The following is a 20,565-nucleotide window of genomic DNA, read 5'->3' as shown; positions in this document are numbered from 1 at the left end:
CTTATACCTCTCCAATGACACTAGTCCTTTTTATCATTCTTGGCTGTACCTCTCGTCTTCTCAAAATATTTTCCTTATGGAGATGCCCAAGCAGCATCATGACAATAAGATTGGACAGATCCATACTGATATTGAAATAGACAGATAATCCTAACAAGGCGGCCAGCCACATCAACAGCAGATATTTTTCATTTTTCTTTTTCTTCCATCCGATCACAATCCCTCTTAGGTTCATCATTAAGAAGACGGCCATCGGTACGATCCCATACCGAAAGCACACAAATAAGAGCTGATTGTCAATAAAGCCATAGGCTCTGCCATTCCAATAATATCGGGCACTCACTCCCTGTCCAAACAGCATTTGGCTAATGGTAACCTGTGAAAAAAAGTCAGATAGCTGATTACTTCTCGTATCCGCAGAAAGCCGATTCACAAGATTCGTATAAGCGGTGAGAAAATAATCCTTCAGCCAATTGACGCCGATCAGGATCACCACCACGACTAACACGCGGCTGACAATAATAGCGATTTTATTTTTCTTTTGGTTAGACAGAATCGTGTACAAGAATAAAAACGAGGATTGTAATAACCATCCACGGCTGTTGGTGACCAATGCAACGATGACCAAAATAAACACAAGGAATAATTTGGCCAAGCTGCTTTTCATCGTTTCTTTGTCTTTGCCTGCCGTGAAAATCCAAAAGGCAGTCGCCCATAACCCGGTCATGAAATACGTCAATAAAGAGGATTCCGCCATTCTCGCTCCAGTAAACTGGCTGTTAAACTCAATAGCCGTCACTAAACTCAGCAGCGTAAAGGCTATCCCGATAAAGGGTACTAATTTTTTCACGACCTCCCAGCAGCGATCATCCGTCCCCAGTAAAAATCCGATGATCACATACCACAGAATCACCGGCGGGGTATTGACGTTAACAAGAATGGTCAAAATACCATAATACTGCAGGCTTTCGACTAACCAGATGGTACTGATCGCAAACATACAAAATAAGGAAAAAAACATTCCTTGGGAACATTTGATTCCTTGCTTTAAAACTGAAAAGAAAAAAGTCAAAAATAACATTAAAAGTCCTGCAATCTTCAGCATGCGTGAAAGGGGTGTAACGGCGATCGCTTGTGTATAGACATTTTCAGAAGGGATTGGTTCCCATTGGGCATGCTGATAACTCATCACTAAATATCCTAGATAAAAAATAATACTCAAAAAAAACAGACAATCTTGTATGGTTACTTTCTTTAATCCTCTGACCGATATTTGCATGTCCTCTCTCTCATTTCCATTTGCTATTTTTTAGGAAACCTAAAATAATTGTTCATACGCTTTTAGGCAGGAATGATAGGAAAACGAGGCAGCTCTTTCTTGAGCTTTAACTCCCAGCTTTTTTCTTAATAGCTCATTGCCTAATACCTCACAAATGGTTTCGGCCATGATTTCCTGTTCCCTATCAAACTGGTTTTCTTCCCAATTCTCCCTCTCAGAAAAAACCGGAACCAATATTCCATATTCACAAAGCTCTGCCCGATCGGCTTTTTTTGTGAGCTGTTCTTTCCCCTGCAAAATCTCCCTTGGACCACTTGGGCAATCCGTGCTAATAATCGGCTTTCCGCAGCACATGGCCTCTGTTAACGCATTGGGAAACCCTTCAAACAAGGAAGTCATCACATAGAGGTCGGATCTTCCGATATAAGCATAAGGATTGGATTGATATCCGACTAACTTGACATGTTCTTTTAACCCTAATGCGTGGCTCAGTTTTTCCAGCTTTGAGAGTTGACTGCCCTCACCGACGATTGTCAAGCCGCAATCCACACCTTTTTCTCTCACCAGGTATAAGACTTTGACTAAATTCCAAAAGCCTTTTTGGTACTCCGGTCTGGCAACCGAAACCAAATTAAACCGAGGACGATCAAAAAAGGTTTGATGATTCTCTTCTATCTTTTCTTCCATCTTTTTTGAAATTTGTAGTTGGTCATACGCATTATAAATGGTATGAACCTTATGAACGGGAACGTTGAAGTTTTCGATCAGATCTAACCGGCAAAGCTCCGCGACAGCTACGACGGCATCTGCATTCTTAAAACAGTATTGCAATAGCTTTTTTTTCAGTTTATTTCCTGTTTCTTTACTCATAAAATTTCGTTGGGAAACAATGCACCTTGCACTTGATTTTGCAAGGGTATTGACAAAGGTTGCGGCAGCCATAAAACTAATCACAACCTCTAGGTTATACTGGTCTTTAATATTTTTAACAGCCTTTACTCTTCTCCATAAAACTCTCATTTTATCTATCGGTGTTCCGCCATCTGGTAACTGTAAATCTACTAATTGTCCTGAAAAGGAATAATATTTCTTTGATGCATCAAACACAATCAGGTAGACCTCATAACCCGCCGCTGCAAATATATCGGATAAGCGGCATATCGCGCGTTCCGCTCCGCCATGGAACAAAGATGGAATCATTAACCCTACTTTCATGAACCTGCTCCTTCTTCTTTCATTCTGGTGCTTCTCCTTACACCTTTACGACCTCTTCATATAAATCGACATAAAGCGAAGTCACACGTTCCTGCAGGTAATAGGTTTTTACTTTTTCAATATTCCATCTGCCCATTTTCTGTCGTAATTCCTCCGAACCAGCTAATACTTGAATCGCGTTGCAGAGCTTGTTGATATCGTTCACCGGTACCACAAACCCGCCGTTCGTTTCAATCATGTCTTTATTAGCTGCCCAATCAGAGACAACACAAGGAAGACCTGCGACCATCGCTTCTGCCAAAGCATTCGAAAATCCTTCGCCATAATATTTACTCATAAATAAAAACAGATCAGCCTGCGCGAGTTCCTTTTGGACACCCTGCCGATCCACCTCGCCGCAAAGAGTCACATTTTCAGGAATTTCAGCCTGATGGATCTCAGGTGCTACGGAACCAACCAATCTAAATTCAATTTTTCGCAATTTTTTTGCCGCTTCGATCAGCTCGAGACATCCTTTTTCCTCCGTCACTCCACCCACATAGACGGCGGTTAGCTTGCGGCCCACCGGTTTCGCATCAGAAAGGGCCGAATTCATCTCGGTTAGAGAAACAAAATTTGGAATCAAATAGGCCGGCTTCTTGCTATATTTCCGCACAAATGTTTCAGATGGAGTGTTCAGAACAATGCTGGCATCACTTATATCGGTTAAGATTTTAAAAACAAGCTTATTTTTCTTCCCTTTGACCATATTGGGAATGGTACAGCGGTAGTGAATGATAAATTTTCTTCCTCTTCCTTTACTAATAAGGGCACAAACGATTTCACGAAGCATTCCCGTCCAGCCTGCCGGAATATTGGAATGGACCACCTTCACTTCCCTGTCATCCAAGGTCCTCCATAAATCCCGCCAGATTTTCAAGCAGCGTTCGATTTCTGTCGAAAGATGTTTGCGCGTATTCGCTCCAAAAATGTCACGGCCGCCTATTACCTTTTCATCCACAATGATCACCTTCCAATCATTCTTCAACTGGACGGTTTGCATTCGTTTTGCCCATGATGCAATTCCACCCGAGGGTGGCGGCAGCGGAGCTAACAGGACTGCTTTCATATAATCCTCCCCAAAATCGTATACTTTTTTTAAAAATTCGAAATCTGATAAGCGGAACCTGCTTTTTCTCCGAAATCTAATCTTTTAATAACTCTAGCTGGATTGCCTGCAATAACACAGTTATCCTCGAATCTACCGCTGACAATGGCTCCTGCCCCTACGACACAGCCATCCCCAAGGACCGTTCCCTTTAAGATCAAGCTATTACAGCCAATAAAGCAGTTCTTGCCGATCACTACTGGTCTTGAGCTGATTTTTTCTTTGATATCTTGATTTCTTGCTTCAATCTCAAGAGGGTGAAAATCATTATCGAGAATCTTCGTGTTCCCGCCAATATGCGTGTACTCGCCAATGGTGATAGAATTTCTGGCATAAATCGTTGCACCAGAAATACCAACATGATTTCCGATATGGATTTCGGCATCTGGTGTTCGAGTGATAATGATCGTCCGCTGATACAATCCCACCAGATTCGATAGGAACGAAGAATTAATCGTCACATGATCACCGATCGTGAGTTTGGCCCCAGTTTGATTGAAAATAACGGGTACCCCCTTTAACAGCAGGTTCTTTCCGTATTTCACTTTTGTTACTTTCATCAATAACTTAAACCAGTTGCTATTCATCTGCTCCCCCCATTTCAACAAGACCCTTTTTTCGCCTCCAATTAAAAACGATATCCACCCAACAGATATCGTTTTTATAAATCTCTCAATATTTTTCGATATTTATGAATGGAGACTTCCTTTGTTAAATGATTCTCTAAATAGACTCTTCCGTTGACTCCCATTTCCTCGCGCTTTCCTTTTTCCAGTTGATAAAACCTCATGATCCCGTCATAAATCCCCTTGTAATCCTGGGGTTCTACCACCAACCCACAACGACTATTCGATATTAGCTGCTGACCTTCACTGCCTTGTTCCAGTACACCCATTATCGGTTTCCCTGCTGCCATGACCCCGTAAATTTTACTTGGGACCGAAACCCCTTTAATCCCCTTTTGATTGACGACCAAATGAACATCTGCCGCATTCAAGGAATATTTTAAAAATTCCTTTGGTTGATATGGCAGGAAAAGTACATTGTTTAATTGATGATCATGAACATACATTTCCATTTTCCTTTTTATCGCCCCTTCGCCTATATAGACAAAGACAATATCAGGGTTATCATTCATTTTTTTCGCAACAGCAATGATATTTTCTAAATCATAAAAAAGTCCTAGATTGCCAGAATACATGACAACAAATTTTCCCATCAGCTGATGATCTTCCCGAAACCTTTTTACCTCAGCTGTATCCTCAGCTAATGGGACGATGTCCTTTTCATTCGTCCAGTTATTAATCACCGAGCTTTTGGGGACAGGTTTATTTTTAAACCGCTCGACTAGTGTTTCCTGCATATCATTTCCAACGACAATCACCTCATCTGCAAATTTGCAATTGAGCATGTCTACGTACCTGGCAAACTGATAAACCAGCTTACTGCCTGAATAATGGATGGCCGCTGCTTGTTCTGGATTAAAATCCTGTACATTATAAATGTGTTTACATCTTTTAAAAAACTTCCCAATCGTTCCGATTAAACCGCCTAAAATCGGTGGCTGTGAAATCGAATAAATAATATCTACCTTTCTTTCAAATAGGGTGGCCATGAGTGCCAAGAGAAAGTAGGATAGAATATATCGTATTCTACTAACCTTCGATAATTTATTGACGATCGGTAATTTCAGCCTTCTGACCTTCACATTTCCATATTTACCGGTTCCTATCATTTTTTTATCCTTACTCTGTTCAGCGGCATATCCTGGTTGAGCGGCAACTACAGTTATGTCGAACTCATCTTGCAAATCACTAACGAGATCCGTCATTAGTTGAGCAATCGATGCAACGTCTGGATAAAAGTAGTTAATGACAAATACTATCCTTTTTTTAGACATAGCTACCTTCCTAACAAGGGGTTATCCTTAATTCTTGATGAAAGAGATCGGTTCCTTCATCAAACCTCCATCAAACATCCGCTTAGCACGATCTTCTTTTGCAACCTTTTCCATATCTGCTTTTACCATAATACGAACTAAATCATTAAATGACGTTTTGGTTGGATTCCAGCCTAACAAGGTTTTGGATTTTGTTGGGTCTCCTAATAATTGATCAACCTCTGCAGGGCGGAAATAGTGAGGATCCACTTCTACAATGACCTCACCGGTATTCTTATTGATTCCTTTTTCTTCTATGCCCTTTCCTATCCATTCAATCTCAATTCCTACATGATGGAATGCTAGTTCTACAAATTCTCTTACAGAGTGCATTTCACCAGTTGCAATGACAAAATCCTCCGGTATCTCGTGCTGTAGAATTAACCACATACATTCAACATAATCCTTTGCATAACCCCAATCACGTAAGGAATTTAAGTTTCCTAACTTTAGCTTCTCTTGTTTCCCTTGAGCAATTCGCGCAGCAGCAAGTGAAATCTTCCGGGTTACAAATGTTTCACCTCTGCGTTCTGATTCATGATTGAATAAGATTCCATTTACGGCAAACATATTGTAAGATTCCCGATAGTTCTTTGTGACCCAATACCCATATATTTTTGCCACACCATATGGTGATCGTGGATAAAACGGGGTCGTTTCACTTTGCGGTACCTCTTGTACTTTCCCATATAATTCAGATGTGGAAGCTTGGTATATCCTTGTTTTTTCAGTTAAACCTGCGATTCGCACCGCTTCAAGAATATTTAATGTACCCTTTGCATCTACATCTAATGTATATCCTGGCATATCAAAAGAAACACGAACATGAGATTGTGCTGCTAGATTATAGAATTCATCCGGTTTAATCTCAGTTATAAGTCTAGTAACATTTAATGCATCTGTAACATCCCCATAATGAAGATGAAAATTAGAGTTATTTAATAATGCATTTGCTTCCTCTTCTGTAACAAGATCTTCTAAGCGCTCCTGATTATAAGAAGAGCTTCGTCGGATTAATCCGTGTACTTCATAGCCTTTTTCCAATAAAAACTCTGCTAAATAGGAACCATCTTGCCCTGTAACACCTGTAATGAATGCTTTTTCCATTTCGTCCTCCGATAAAATGTTAGTTTACTTTAGTCAGTGAGTTTTCTAAAAACCATTGGTATGCTTTCTTAAGACCTTCATCTAATGAAATGGATGCCTTCCAGCCCAATGCGTTTATCTTCGTTACATCAACTAATTTTCTTGGTGTTCCGTCAGGCTTAGATGGATCAAACTTAATTTCTCCTGTATACCCAACTACTTCCTTAACTTTTTCTGCTAATTCTTTAATTGAAATATCTTCCCCAACTCCGATATTAACAATTTCATTACCGGAATAACTGTTCATTAAAAAGATACATGCATCAGCAAGATCATCTGCATATAAAAATTCCCGCTTTGGTTTGCCTGTTCCCCATACTTCAACAAAGGCAGCATTTGTTTCTTTTGCTTCATGGAATTTTCGAATGAAAGCAGGTAATACGTGTGAAGTATGCAAATCAAAATTGTCATTTTCACCATATAAATTGGTTGGCATCACTGAAATAAATTGTGTACCGTATTGACGATTATATGATTCACACATTTTGATCCCGGCAATTTTGGCAATCGCATAGGGTTCGTTTGTTGGTTCAAGTAGACCAGTTAATAAATACTCTTCTTTTAATGGCTGCGGAGCAATTTTAGGATAGATACATGTGCTACCCAAGAATAAAAGTTTTTCTACATTATTTCGATAAGCAGCATCGATGACATTTGTTTGGATTAATAGATTATCGCGTATAAAATCAGCTGGGTATTCATTGTTTGCTACAATCCCACCAACTTTAGCAGCAGCAAGAAAAACAAATTCCGGCTTTTCATCTGCAAAAAATCGATCAACCGCAAATTTGTCTCTTAAATCTAATTCCTTGCTAGTCCGCTTTACAATATTTTCAAATCCTTTTTTATTTAGTATTCTTACAATAGCAGAACCTACAAGTCCATGATGTCCAGCAACATAAACTTTTGAAGTCTTTTCCATTAGTACGCTCCTTTTCTTGCTAAAACTTGAATAACCGTTTTAAATATGATCTTTATATCTAAAAGTAAGCATTTATGATAAACATAATATAATTCGATTTCCACTCGCTCTGGGTAACCGACATTACTTCTTCCACATACTTGCCAATAACCAGTGATACCAGGTTTTACAGATAAAAAATCAGACTTTCTATCTTCATATTCGTTTAATTCATCGAGAACAACTGGTCTTGGCCCAACTAGACTCATATTACCTTTAAGAACATTAATGAACTGTGGCAGTTCGTCCAAACTTGTCTTTCGAATGAAAGCGCCAAATCTAGTAATTCTTGGATCCTCATGTTGATCAAGCTTGAAATTATTATTTAAATATTTTTGATATAATTCTTGATCTTCTTTTAATTTTTTTTCTGCATCTACTACCATGGATCTGAATTTATAAATATGAAATAATTGTCCATTTAATCCGATTCGTTGCTGTTTAAAAAAAAGGGGACCCCTAGGGTCCTGAATTTTGATAAGAATGGTAACAGCCAAAATAAAAGGTGATAATAAGAGGATTCCAACCAAAGCTCCAACAATATCTAGGACACGTTTCGTAACTAGGTACTCCAAATTTTGATTAATGAACTTTTTTTGATTAAGATCACTAATCATGTTCTCTTGTTCTTTTATTTTAGTAAGAGCCAACGGTCTCTCCCCCTACTAATTGGATACTTTTTCAACTTCAAGATATTTTTCTATTGCTTGTAACACATCTTCTCTCAACTCTTCATTTTTGATTGCAAAATCAATGGTTGTTAGGATAAAGCCAAGCTTTTCACCAACGTCATATCTAGTTCCTTCAAAATCATAGGCATAGACCTCCTGCAATTGATTTAATTGTTGAATTGCATCCGTTAATTGAATTTCTCCCCCAGCACCAATCGTTGGGTTTTCTAAGAATGTAAATATCTCAGGTGTTAATACATATCTCCCCATGATTGCTAAATTTGACGGTGGATTTTCTTTTGGTTTTTCAACAAAATTGTATACTTTATATCGTCTTCCTTCTTGTTTAAGGGGATCAATAATTCCATAGCGGCTCGTTTGATTGTCAGGAACAGGTTGTACTCCAATAACAGATGAACCGGTTTGTTCGTATTGTTCAATCAACTGCTTCAATCCAGGTTTTTGAGAGACAACAATGTCATCTCCTAGAAGAACAGCAAATGGCTCATCACCAATGAATTTTCGTGCGCACCATACAGCATGCCCTAATCCTTTCGGTTCTTTTTGTCGAATATAATGGATATTCACAAGTTTTGAGGAATGTTGCACTTTTTCTAACAAATCGTATTTTCCTTTTTCCATTAAGGTTTGTTCCAATTCAAATGCATGATCAAAATGATCTTCAATCGCCCTTTTTCCTTTTCCAGTCACGATGATGATATCTTCAATGCCAGATTCGATTGCTTCCTCTACGATATACTGAATAGTAGGTTTATCAATAATGGGGAGCATTTCCTTTGGCATTGCTTTTGTTGCAGGGAGAAATCTCGTCCCTAGGCCTGCTGCAGGTATAATTACTTTTCTAACTTTTTTCAAATATATCCCTCCCTGGTTATTAAAAAATATGAAAATAACTTAGAAGCCTTTACGTATAAAGTCCACTTCTGAGACTTTATACGTAAAAGCTTGAAATTTATAATAATTGGGCATCAAACCCGCCCTCACATTACACTTTCGACGACTTGCGCTAAGGTATTTTTCAACCCACAGCATAACCGAGTGCCTCCATTGATAACGGTAAGGAGACATCACCATATTTTCGCAATTATATTTGTTCTTTATAAAGAAACACTTGAGAAAAAAAATAAATTACGCATATAACTTAATCGATTTTCTTTCATTACATCTTTGTCATCGGCTTAATTGTGTCCTTAATAAAGAACTATCAAGCATACTTTTTATTATTTAACACAACACCTAAAAGCTTTGCTTTTGCAGATTTTAGTGATTCCAGCGCTTTTATGCCCGTTTCCTTTTTTGTTTTGCCACTATTTACAACTAAGACAACACCATCACCTAAATTAGATAGTATTTGCGCATCGGCAAGTGCATTAACAGGCGGGGAATCAAATAGAATGACATGATACTCTTCTAAGGCCTGCTCCATAAGCTCCTTCATTGCATCTGAACTTAGAAGTTCCGCTGGAATTGGAGGAATAGGTCCTCTTGGCAAAATATCTAAATTTTCAATCCCCGTTTTTCGGATAGCTTCTTGTAAAGAAGTTTGTTGTATAAGAACATTGGTTAATCCCTTTGTATTTTGAGTATTAAAAATAATATGCATCATTGGGTTGCGAAGGTCGGCATCGACAATCAGAATCTTTTTTCCTTGTTGAGCCATCACGACACCTAAGTTTGCCGTTGTCGTTGTCTTTCCTTCTCCAAATCCCGGGGACGTAATGATTAATGTTCGATAGGTCTTTTCAATGGATGAAAATTGAATATTCGTTCGAATTGTCCGATATTGTTCTGAAACCATTGAAGTCGTATTGATGTAAGAAATCAAGCTTGTATCTCTTCGAAGTTTTTCCTTTTTACTTCGTTTAAGCATCAATTGCCTCACCTCTAATTGGTAATTTAACTTGTTTATTATTTTTCATTTGTTTGCCTTTTATCTCCGACACGCCCCCTAATACCGGGAGACCAAATATCCGTTCCACATCACGTTCTGTTTTAATCGAATCATCCAGGCGCTCCAGCAAAAAGCAAAGTCCTAAACTTGTCAGTAGTCCGAATATAAAACCAGCGGCTAAAATTAATTTCGGATTCAGATTGGTTGGTGATGGATTTACTTCTGCCTTTGATAAAATATTCTCGTTGTCGACATTCATTAATGTTGGGATTTGTTCATTAAATGTCTCAGCAATCGCGTTTGCAATGTTAGCTGCAGTCTCAGGATCTTTATCTTGCACTGTTACAGTAAGTACTTGTGATTTCTCTCCACTGCTTATTTCAATCTGATTAATTAACGCTTTTCCAGGTCGATCTAATTCCAATTTTGTACTAACTATATCGAGTATCATTGGACTCTTGATAATATCACTATAGGTCTGTATTAATTGCAGGTTGGATTGAATTTGGTTATAATCAATTCTTTGTCCATTTTCTCGTGTCTGATTTACAAGAATCTGTGTAGAAGATTGATATACGGGAGTGATAAAATAAAAACTATAAATGCCACTTGCTATTGTAGCGAGTAATGTGATCAACACAACCATCCATAAACGTCTCTTAATAGCATTAAATATATCTTTCAATGTAATAAAATCATTTTCTTCCATGCTTTTTCCCCCAATAAAAATAAATATTTTTGCATATTTTTAGTTCTTGTATTGATCAATCCTACATTATATGTTCTTAATCAAGTACATCAATACCACACAATACCCTTTATAAAATAAATTGGATGGAATTATCATTTTTTTCTCAATAAACTCATTTTATGTTCCTTATAAAGAACGTGTCAAGTTAAAAATATCCTTCTTATTTCCATTTTACAAATGTATAAAATAATAATGCCCGTAAAATCATTTTTTTAATTTAGGGAGTATTTTAACCAATTCCCTTAATTCTTCTAATGTAATATTTTTTTGTTGTATATCTTCGGAAAATTTAACCCATTCTTCGAACTTTTTTAAGAACCTTTCATTCTTTTCGAAAAAGTATGATATTTCAATATTAAAATAGCTTGAAAGAATTTCTAATAATTCAATTGACGGCTTACGAATTCCTCGTTCAACTTTTGAAAGATTACTATAGTTATAATCTATTGCTTCCCCTAATTCCTTTAAAGTCATCCCGTGTTGAATACGTAAATCCTTTATTCGATCTCCTACATGCTGACGATTCATCTTGTTAATACCACCTCCAATTATTATAAATTATAATGCACTCCGTTCTTTAAAAAGAACCTCTCCAGAAAATATAACATATATTTTCCTATTTGAACAATACTAAAAATTTTAAATTTTAAAATTTTAATGCTTGTAAGTTGTCATTTTGTTCTTTATAATGAATACGTGTGATATCTCTTATTATACTTCCAAATATAATATTTAGGAGATGTTCACACTTTTTTGCACCGCTTTGTTCGTTTTAACAGATTTATTTTAATAAAACGATATATTGTAAATTATTACTTTAAAGGAGATAAAAATGGTTGGAGATCGTATTAAAAAATTAAGAGTACGAAAGGGGTATTCTATAACAGAATTAGCAGTACATGCAGGTGTATCAAAATCATACTTAAGTTATATTGAACGCAATCTACAAAATAACCCTTCACTCCAGTTTTTATCAAAAATTGCTACATCATTGGATACCACGGTTCCATTTTTATTAGGTACTGATGATAAAGAATCGCAACCTTTTATTGAACAACTACTGGATGAAGAATGGAGGACATTAATTCAAAAGGCTATTGATGAAGGAATGAGTAAAGAGGATTTCAAGAGTTATCGAGATTATATACTTTTTATAAATTGGAAAAATCATAAAAAGGAGTTTGGTGAATAGTCATTACATCAACTATTATGAAACAAGATTCTAATATACATTTGTGTCTTTACACTCTACGAATGATAACCAACCATTCTGAATTCTGAAGTAACCTTAGACCCCTGTTACTATTTAGGAGTCGACCACCCCAGTTTACTGCTCACTTAACACTGTCTCCACCCCAATCAGGGTTATGGGTTAGAATTTCAATACCGTCAGTGCAGTATCCCAACGAAGCTGGAGCTCCTGCTTCTACAGCTCCTATTTCTCATACTTGATAGAACGTACTTAAATAAGATAATATTTTAATAGAATTTTAAACGTATAGCTAACTTATTTCTGGAATTAAGTGTTGACCACAGATTTTAGTGCAGAGACTAAATTAAAAACAAATTGACATACCACGAAGTTTGTAGTAAATTTTATAAATAATCTAAATATTAATTTTCTTATCAAGAGAGGTTGAGGGAATGGCCCGGAGACACCTCAGCAACCATCAATGGCTTTTTTCATTGAAAAGGTGCTAAGTCCTGCAAATTAGCTGCTAATTTGCAAGATAAGAAGAATGACACTTTGGTCGTACTTACAAAAGTCTTCTTCTTATAGAAGACTTTTTTTTATTTCATATAAAACAAGGAGAGTGCATTATGTACAAAATTGATACGAAACTTGCCCAAATAGGAAACCGAAGTGAAACAACTACTGGAACGGTTAATCCACCTGTATACTTTTCAACAGCCTTCCGCCATGAGGGAATTGGCCAATCAACTGGCTTTGACTATACGCGAACAGGAAATCCAACACGCCAGCTCCTTGAGAAAACAATTGCTGATTTAGAGAATGCTGGTCAGGGATTTGCATGCAGTTCTGGTATGGCTGCCATTCAACTTATCCTTGCACTATTTGAATCTGGTGACGAATGGATTGTCAGTGAAGATTTATATGGAGGTACCTACCGCCTATTAGAAAAGGGATATAAAAAATGGGGCTTAACTACTCAATATGTGAATACCTGTTGTCCGGAAGAGATTGAAAAGAAAATCACCCCGCAAACAAAAGCTATTTTCTTAGAAACACCAACCAATCCGCTCATGCAGGAATCTGATATTGCGGCAGTTTCAAAAATTGCAAAGCAGCACGGATTATTATTAATCGTAGATAACACTTTCTATACTCCACTCCTGCAGCAGCCGATTACCCTTGGCGCGGATATTGTCATCCACAGTGCAACGAAATATTTAGGAGGACATAATGACGTCCTTGCCGGTCTTGTTGTTGCAACAGGGAAAGAACTTTGTGAAGCATTGGCCTTCCACCATAACGGTGCTGGAGCGGTGTTAAGTCCCTTTGATTCGTGGTTATTAATGCGCGGAATGAAAACATTGTCACTTCGGATGGAACGACATGAAAAAAATGCAAAAAACATCGTCGAATTTCTTTCGGAGCATGATGCGGTGACTGATGTCCTCTACCCCGGCCAAGGCGGAATGGTTTCCTTTAGGATCAAAGACGAAACTTGGGTTAATCCATTTTTACAAGGTTTAAAGCTAATTAGTTTTGCGGAAAGTTTAGGTGGTACAGAAAGTTTTATTACCTATCCGGCAACTCAAACACATGCGGATATTCCAGAAGAAGTTCGAATTCAAGCAGGCGTTTGTAATCGGTTATTACGTTTTTCGGTAGGACTTGAGGATTCACAAGATATAATAGAAGATTTGGAAAAAGCGTTTGTCCATGTTCAAGAAGGAGTGATTGCCTAATGTCACACAATCAATATACTTTTGAAACCAGACTCCTTCATAATAAGCATAAAATTGATCCGGTAACTGGAGCAGTTAGTGTACCCATCCAGCATGCATCTACCTTCCACCAATCGGACTTCGATCAGTTTGGCAAGTATGATTATGGCCGGAGCTTAAATCCGACGAGAGAAGCACTTGAAGACGTGATTGCTGAACTTGAAGGCGGAATAAAAGGATTTGCCTTTTCATCTGGTATGGCGGCCATTTCGACAGCATTCCTCTTGCTTTCTGCCGGTGACCATATTGTTATTACTGAGGATGTGTATGGTGGTACGTTTCGGATGGTCACGCAAGTCCTTACCCGACTCGGAATTGACCATACCTTTGTTGATATGACTAATTTAGAGGAAGTAAAAGATGCCATTCAGCCGAATACAAAAGCGTTTTATGTGGAAACTCCATCGAATCCATTAATGAAAGTGACTGACATACAAGCAATAAGCAATATTGCAAAGGAGACAGGCGCATTAACATTCGTTGATAACACGTTTCTTACCCCTTCTCATCAAAAACCATTAGAGCTGGGAGCAGATGTTGTCCTGCACAGCGCGACGAAATTTTTATCCGGTCATAGTGATGTAGTTGCCGGACTTGCCGTTGTCAATGACGAAGACCTAGCGAATAAATTAGGCTTTTTGCAGAATGGATTTGGGGCCATCTTAGGTGTCCAAGATGCATGGCTTGTTTTAAGAGGAATCAAGACATTGCACGTGCGTTTGGAACAATCTCAAAATTCAGCTATCAAACTAGCAGAGTTTTTAGATGCCCACCCGCTTGTTGATAAAGTGCATTATCCGGGACTTGAAAGTCACCCGCAATATCAAATTCAGAAGAATCAAGCTGCCGGACCTGGAGCAGTTCTATCCTTTGAATTGGCGAATGAAGATGCACTACGAACCTTTCTAGCAAACGTGGAAATACCTGTTTTTGCTGTCAGCCTTGGAGCGGTAGAATCTATTCTTTCTTACCCGGCAAAAATGTCCCATGCTGCGATGCCTCAAGAAGAGCGAGAAAAGCGCGGGATTACTAATAGTCTTGTTCGCTTATCGGTTGGACTAGAGAATCCTGATGATTTGATTAAGGATTTTTCGCAGGCTCTAGAACATGTTCGTAAGAATCATTTGCTACTACAACAAGGAGAATCATCATGAGCTTTTTAGAAAAATTAAAAAATCAAATCTTAATCGCGGATGGCGCCATGGGAACCCTATTGTATTCCTACGGTAAGGATAGCTGTTTGGAGGAATTGAATCTTTCCCAGCCGGACCACATCCAATCCATCCATAAAGCCTATATTGATGCTGGAGCTGATGTGATTCAAACCAATACCTATGCAGCAAACTACCTTAAGCTGCAAAGGTATGGTTTAGAGGATTCCGTCAAGGAAATTAACACTGCTGCTGTCCAATTGGCTAAACAAGCTGCTTCCGGGTCCAATACGTACGTCCTTGGAACCATTGGCGGCAATCGCGGAATTAAACCAGATTCTATCTCGATTGAAGAATTAAAACGCAGTTTCCGTGAACAATTGTATTGTCTCCTTCTAGAGGGAGTAGATGGCCTATTGCTCGAAACCTTTTATAATCTGGAAGAGCTTGAGACAATCCTAACGATTGCTAGAAAGGAAACAAAACTGCCAATCATTGCTCAGGTTTCGCATCAGGAGCCAGGTTTTTTACAGGATCGTACGCCTGTCAATGACGCTTTACAACGACTAGAAGCGCTTGGGGCAGATGTAGTTGGACTTAATTGCCGGCTTGGTCCCCATCATATGTTGTTAGCCTTGGAGCAGGTTGAATTACCTAAACATGCCTTCCTATCTGCATACCCAAACGCTAGTCTCCCTGCCTATACGGATGGTAAATTTCATTACGAGGGAGATGCCGATTATTTTCGAAATTCAGCACGGTCTTTCCGCAGCCAAGGCGTTCGATTACTTGGGGGCTGCTGCGGTACAACACCGGAACATATTAAAGCCTTTGCAGCTGAATTAAAGAATAGTGTCCCGATTACTGAAAAAATAGTAAAATTAAAACCAAAGAGAATTATCGTTGATCAACTTTCTCCACAAAGGGAGTTCACTCCCCTTCATGAAATCGTGAAAGAAAGACCATCGGTGATCGTAGAATTAGATCCTCCTAGAAAACTAGATACAACAAAGTTCTTCGAAGGAGCCAAAGCCCTAAAAGAAGCAGGAATTGATTCGATTACTTTAGCGGATAATTCTCTTGCAACGGTTCGTATCTCAAACGAATCTCTAGGATATTTGGTGAAAGAAAAATTAGGAATGCGTCCGCTGATTCATATTGCTTGCCGTGACCGCAATATTATTGGCTTGCAATCCCATTTAATGGGGCTTCATACACTTGGAATGAATGATGTTTTAGCGATAACAGGTGACCCAGCTAGAGTAGGAGATTTCCCTGGTGCCTCTTCTGTTTATGATGTTTCTTCTTTTGAGTTGATCCAGATGATTAAGCAATTAAATGAAGGCTTATCTTTTTCTGGTAAGGATTTGGGGCAAAAAACGTCTTTTAGTATTGCCGCGGCCTTTAACCCAAATGTTCGCTCTGTTGAAAAAGCTGTAAAGAGGTTAGAGAAGAAAATACAGTACGGTGCTGATTACTTTATCTCCCAGCCAGTTTTTTCGGAGGAAAAATTAATCGAAGTCTATGAGCAGACCAAACATCTTGATGCACCTATTTATATAGGCCTTATGCCGCTGACAAGCAGTAAAAATGCCGAATTCCTTCATAATGAAGTGCCGGGAATCAAAATTGCTGATTCAATCCGGAACCGAATGGCAATGTTCAACGATAACCCTGATCAGGCAGCGCGTGAAGGGATTGAAATTACTAAATCATTAATAGATACTGCACTCGATTTATTTAACGGAATTTATTTGATTACCCCATTTTTACGCTATGAATTAACTGCTGAATTAGCCTTATATGCTCGTCAGCGTGCAAGTGAATTGAGGAGGAGCAACTATGCCGAAAACACCATTTACTGAACAACTCAAAAAACGAATCCTCGTCATGGACGGGGCAATGGGAACGATGATCCAGGAAGCAAATCTATCAGCAGAAGATTTCGGCGGCGAGCAGTATGAGGGCTGTAACGAGAACCTGGTTTTAACTGCACCCTCTGTTATTGCTAATATTCACCGAGAATACTTAGAAGCTGGTGCAGACATCATTGAAACAAATACGTTCGGGGCGACAAGCTTGGTCCTCGATGAATATGAACTTGGTTTTAAAGCTTATGAGATCAATAAAATCGCTGCTTTCCTAGCAGTGAAAGAAGCTTACAAGATCTCGACAGATGAGTGGCCCCGATATGTGGCCGGATCGATGGGTCCGACAACAAAAACCTTAAGTGTAACAGGCGGAACTACCTTTGATGCCCTAGCCGCTTCTTATGAAGAACAAGCGATTGGCTTAATTGATGGCGGAGTTGATTTACTGCTTCTAGAAACAAGTCAAGATATGTTGAATGTAAAAGCAGGTTATGTTGGGATTGAGCGTGCGTTCGAAAAGACTGGTAAAACACTGCCCTTGTTTATTTCCGGAACAATCGAGCCAATGGGAACAACCCTTGCCGGACAATCGATTGAATCGTTTTTTATCTCGGTTGAGCATATGAACCCCGTCGCCGTCGGACTTAACTGTGCGACAGGGCCTGAATTCATGCAGGATCATGTTCGCTCTTTAGCAAACTTGGCATCGACCGCAGTTAGCTGTTATCCAAATGCTGGTTTGCCTGACGAAGAAGGACATTACCATGAAACACCTGAGACGTTGGCGAAAAAGCTGTCCGATTTCGCAGCCCATGGCTGGCTTAATATTGTTGGTGGCTGTTGTGGGACGACTCCTGCCCATATTAGGGCTATTGCTGAGGCAATGCAGGAATACCAACCAAGAGAATTTAAGCCAAACGCTGTTCATATGGTTTCCGGTATTGAACCATTCATCTATGACGACCCTACGCTACGCCCGATTATGGTCGGCGAACGAACAAATGTAATTGGCTCCCGCAAATTCAAACGTTTGATCACTGAGGGGAAATTTGAAGAAGCGTCCGAGATCGCACGAGCCCAGGTAAAAGGTGGAGCACATGTGATTGACCTCTGCCTTGCCGACCCTGACCGTGAAGAAATGGTTGATATGGAAAACTTTATTAAAGAAGTGGTAAAGAAAGTAAAGGCTCCCCTTGTCATCGATTCTACTGATGAAAAGGTTATTGAGCGGGCGCTTAAATATTCGCAAGGTAAAGCCATTATCAATTCCATTAATCTCGAAGATGGCGAAGAACGCTTTGAAGCGGTGGTCCCATTAATCCATCGCTACGGTGCTGCTGTTGTTGTCGGGACCATTGATGAGGAAGGAATGGGAGTTACCGCGGAGCAAAAACTAAAGATTGCCAAACGGTCCTATGATCTGCTTGTCAATAAATATCGTCTAAAACCACAGGATCTCATTTTTGATCCGCTCGTGTTTCCTGTTGGGACCGGGGATGAACAATACCTCGGTTCCGCCAAGGCTACGGTTGAGGGGATTAGGTTAATTAAGGAGCATTTACCAGAGGTACAAACAATCCTCGGTATTAGTAATGTTTCCTTCGGGCTTCCTCCTGTCGGAAGAGAAGTTCTGAATTCTGTATTCCTATACCACTGCACCCAAGCAGGGCTAGATTATGCAATTGTTAATACGGAAAAACTAGAGCGGTTTGCTTCCATTTCTAAGGAAGAAGTTCAATTAGCTGAGGCGCTTCTTTTTGACACAACCGATGAGACGCTGGCTACCTTTACGGAATTTTATCGCGGCAAAAAGAAAGAATCGAAATCCACTGTTCCAAATATGACTCTAGACGAGCGGCTCGCCTATTATGTAGTGGAGGGAACAAAAGAGGGATTACTGCCAGATTTAGACCTAGCTCTTGAAACCTACCCTGCCCCGCTGGATATTATTAATGGACCATTAATGGAAGGGATGAAGGAAGTCGGCCGTCTCTTTAACGACAACCAACTCATCGTTGCCGAGGTTCTTCAAAGTGCAGAAGTCATGAAAGCAGCTGTCGCGCATTTAGAACCACACATGGAAAAAGGTGATGTTTCCGCTACAAAAGGAAAAATCATTTTAGCCACAGTGAAAGGCGATGTTCATGATATTGGGAAGAACCTTGTCGATATTATCCTTAGTAATAATGGCTATGAAGTAATCGACCTTGGGATTAAGGTCAACCCAACGGATTTAGTCCAGGCGATTCAGCGTGAAAAACCAGACATGGTTGGCTTATCAGGTTTACTGGTAAAATCCGCACAGCAAATGGTATTAACGGCTCAGGATATGAAAGAATCAGGTATTGCTGTACCTATCCTCGTTGGCGGGGCGGCACTTTCTCGGAAATTCACCGATACGAAGATTGCCAAGGAGTATGATGGACTTGTCCTTTATGCAAAAGATGCGATGACCGGCCTTTCGATTGCAAATCAATTGAATTCGGAAGAGGAAGTTCAGAAATTAATGCTTGAGAAAAATGAAAAATTAGCTTCTTTAGCTGTTCCTAGGGAGTTTGAGCGCCCCTCATCTGTTTCGGTTGCTGTAAAACCGAAGCCAGCGGTGTCGACCCAGGTTCCTGTCTATACGCCAATGGATACAAGGAGGCATATCCTTAAATCATATTCCCTTTCTCATATTGAACCATATATCAATATGCAAATGTTGATTGGTCACCATCTGGGTGTGAAAGGGAAAATCGCAAGGTTATTAGCCGAAAAAGATGAAAAAGCGGTTAAGGTGAAAGAAGTAGTTGACCAATTATTGACTGATGCTCGTGTAAACGGCTGGATATCTCCAGCTGCTGCTTATCAATTTTTCCCAGCACAAGCGCATGGCAATAAAGTGCTTATATTCAACCCGGAAAATCCAGACGAGGTCATTGAAACATTTGACTTTCCGCGTCAGGAATCGGCACCACATCTTTGTTTAGCTGATTTTCTTAAGTCAGTGGACAGTGGTGAGAAAGATTATGTCGGCTTCTTTACGGTTACAGCTGGCAGAGGGATCCGCGAAAAAGCGGAGCAATTTAAGCAAGATGGGCGCTTTTTAGAGTCACATGCCTTACAATCGCTGGCATTAGAGACCGCAGAAGGTTTTGCCGAATTAATTCACCGTCAAATGCGTGACCGTTGGGGCTTCCCAGATCCACTTGATTTCAGCATGCAGGACCGATTTACGGCTAAATATCAAGGTCAGCGTTTTTCGTTTGGCTACCCTGCTTGTCCAGAATTGGAAGATCAAAAGAAGCTATTTAAGTTGATTCAACCGGAGGAAATCGGCATTCAGTTAACAGATGGTTGTATGATGGAGCCAGAAGCTTCTGTTTCAGCAATCGTATTTGCCCATCCGGAAGCACGGTATTTTAATGTATTAAGATAAAATTTTTACTGAATTCCGCCGAGTTTTAAAGACTCTGCGGAATTTTTTTGTCTGTGAACCTTCCTTGACATTTTTTGATAAATGCACTATAGTTACCTAGGTAACTAATTTTAAAAAGAAGTTTGAGG

At 39.3% G+C, this 20,565-nt stretch carries 17 protein-coding genes and 1 riboswitch; of the genes, 5 read left to right on the top strand and 12 right to left on the bottom strand.

The features are described 5' to 3' along the window. Position 1 precedes the first annotated feature (1 nt). From BR30_RS0128260 to BR30_RS0128200, 12 genes are all read right to left on the bottom strand, one after another. Entirely contained in the window at positions 2-1,189 is a 1,188-nt protein-coding gene (locus BR30_RS0128260; protein WP_026567969.1) for an O-antigen ligase family protein, read from the bottom strand. Positions 1,190-1,318: 129 nt separating this feature from the next. Further along, positions 1,319-2,494: a glycosyltransferase gene (locus BR30_RS0128255; protein WP_026567968.1), complete on the bottom strand. Its 1,176-nt coding sequence runs from the start codon at positions 2,492-2,494 to the stop codon at positions 1,319-1,321. Between the two features lie 37 nt (positions 2,495-2,531). Then, positions 2,532-3,602: a glycosyltransferase family 4 protein gene (locus BR30_RS0128250; protein WP_026567967.1), complete on the bottom strand. Its 1,071-nt coding sequence runs from the start codon at positions 3,600-3,602 to the stop codon at positions 2,532-2,534. A gap of 29 nt (positions 3,603-3,631) precedes the next feature. Further along, the gene (locus BR30_RS34770; protein ID WP_231507835.1) at positions 3,632-4,201 is read right to left on the bottom strand and encodes an acyltransferase; all 570 of its coding nucleotides are present in this window, start codon (positions 4,199-4,201) and stop codon (positions 3,632-3,634) included. 101 nt (positions 4,202-4,302) lie between these two features. After that, positions 4,303-5,541 (bottom strand): glycosyltransferase family 4 protein, encoded by a 1,239-nt coding sequence (locus BR30_RS0128240; protein WP_026567966.1) that lies wholly within the window; start codon positions 5,539-5,541, stop codon positions 4,303-4,305. 27 nt (positions 5,542-5,568) lie between these two features. Then, positions 5,569-6,687, bottom strand: coding sequence for a GDP-mannose 4,6-dehydratase (gmd, locus tag BR30_RS34765; RefSeq protein ID WP_035446291.1), 1,119 nt, complete (start codon positions 6,685-6,687; stop codon positions 5,569-5,571). Positions 6,688-6,706: 19 nt separating this feature from the next. Further along, the gene (gene fcl, locus BR30_RS0128230; RefSeq protein ID WP_026567965.1) at positions 6,707-7,648 is read right to left on the bottom strand and encodes a GDP-L-fucose synthase; all 942 of its coding nucleotides are present in this window, start codon (positions 7,646-7,648) and stop codon (positions 6,707-6,709) included. Further along, positions 7,648-8,304 (bottom strand): sugar transferase, encoded by a 657-nt coding sequence (locus BR30_RS0128225; RefSeq protein ID WP_081825619.1) that lies wholly within the window; start codon positions 8,302-8,304, stop codon positions 7,648-7,650. The genes fcl and BR30_RS0128225 overlap by 1 nt, the downstream gene beginning before the upstream one ends. Positions 8,305-8,352: 48 nt before the next feature. Next, a complete protein-coding gene (galU, locus tag BR30_RS0128220; RefSeq protein ID WP_026567963.1) occupies positions 8,353-9,234 on the bottom strand; it encodes a UTP--glucose-1-phosphate uridylyltransferase GalU in 882 nt (293 codons plus the stop codon). Between the two features lie 349 nt (positions 9,235-9,583). Beyond that, on the bottom strand, positions 9,584-10,249 hold the full coding sequence (locus tag BR30_RS0128210) for a CpsD/CapB family tyrosine-protein kinase (protein ID WP_035446288.1): 666 nt from the start codon (positions 10,247-10,249) through the stop codon (positions 9,584-9,586). After that, entirely contained in the window at positions 10,242-10,979 is a 738-nt protein-coding gene (locus BR30_RS0128205; RefSeq protein WP_026567961.1) for a YveK family protein, read from the bottom strand. Before BR30_RS0128205 ends, BR30_RS0128210 begins: the two co-directional genes overlap by 8 nt. Before the next feature lie 246 nt (positions 10,980-11,225). Further along, complete coding sequence (locus BR30_RS0128200; RefSeq protein WP_035446286.1) at positions 11,226-11,549, bottom strand: helix-turn-helix domain-containing protein; 324 nt, start codon at positions 11,547-11,549, stop codon at positions 11,226-11,228. Positions 11,550-11,853: 304 nt separating this feature from the next. Here BR30_RS0128200 and BR30_RS0128195 point away from each other — a divergent pair, with 304 nt between their 5' ends. The 5 genes from BR30_RS0128195 to metH all read left to right on the top strand — a co-directional run bounded on the left by BR30_RS0128195 (position 11,854) and on the right by metH (position 20,437). Continuing rightward, the gene (locus BR30_RS0128195) at positions 11,854-12,213 is read left to right on the top strand and encodes a helix-turn-helix domain-containing protein (RefSeq protein ID WP_026567959.1); all 360 of its coding nucleotides are present in this window, start codon (positions 11,854-11,856) and stop codon (positions 12,211-12,213) included. A 428-nt stretch (positions 12,214-12,641) separates the two neighbouring features. Then, positions 12,642-12,758, top strand: a riboswitch (SAM riboswitch). A gap of 84 nt (positions 12,759-12,842) precedes the next feature. After that, the gene (locus BR30_RS0128190) at positions 12,843-13,955 is read left to right on the top strand and encodes a methionine biosynthesis PLP-dependent protein (protein ID WP_026567958.1); all 1,113 of its coding nucleotides are present in this window, start codon (positions 12,843-12,845) and stop codon (positions 13,953-13,955) included. Next, positions 13,955-15,148 (top strand): cystathionine beta-lyase, encoded by a 1,194-nt coding sequence (gene metC, locus BR30_RS0128185; RefSeq protein WP_026567957.1) that lies wholly within the window; start codon positions 13,955-13,957, stop codon positions 15,146-15,148. Before BR30_RS0128190 ends, metC begins: the two co-directional genes overlap by 1 nt. Next, positions 15,145-17,010 (top strand): bifunctional homocysteine S-methyltransferase/methylenetetrahydrofolate reductase, encoded by a 1,866-nt coding sequence (locus BR30_RS0128180; RefSeq protein WP_026567956.1) that lies wholly within the window; start codon positions 15,145-15,147, stop codon positions 17,008-17,010. The genes metC and BR30_RS0128180 overlap by 4 nt, the downstream gene beginning before the upstream one ends. Further along, entirely contained in the window at positions 16,988-20,437 is a 3,450-nt protein-coding gene (metH, locus tag BR30_RS0128175; RefSeq protein ID WP_026567955.1) for a methionine synthase, read from the top strand. The genes BR30_RS0128180 and metH overlap by 23 nt, the downstream gene beginning before the upstream one ends. The last annotated feature ends 128 nt before the right edge of the window (positions 20,438-20,565 follow it).

It is taken from the genome of Bacillus sp. UNC41MFS5 (assembly GCF_000686805.1).
This window is presented reverse-complemented; position numbering and strand designations above follow the sequence as displayed.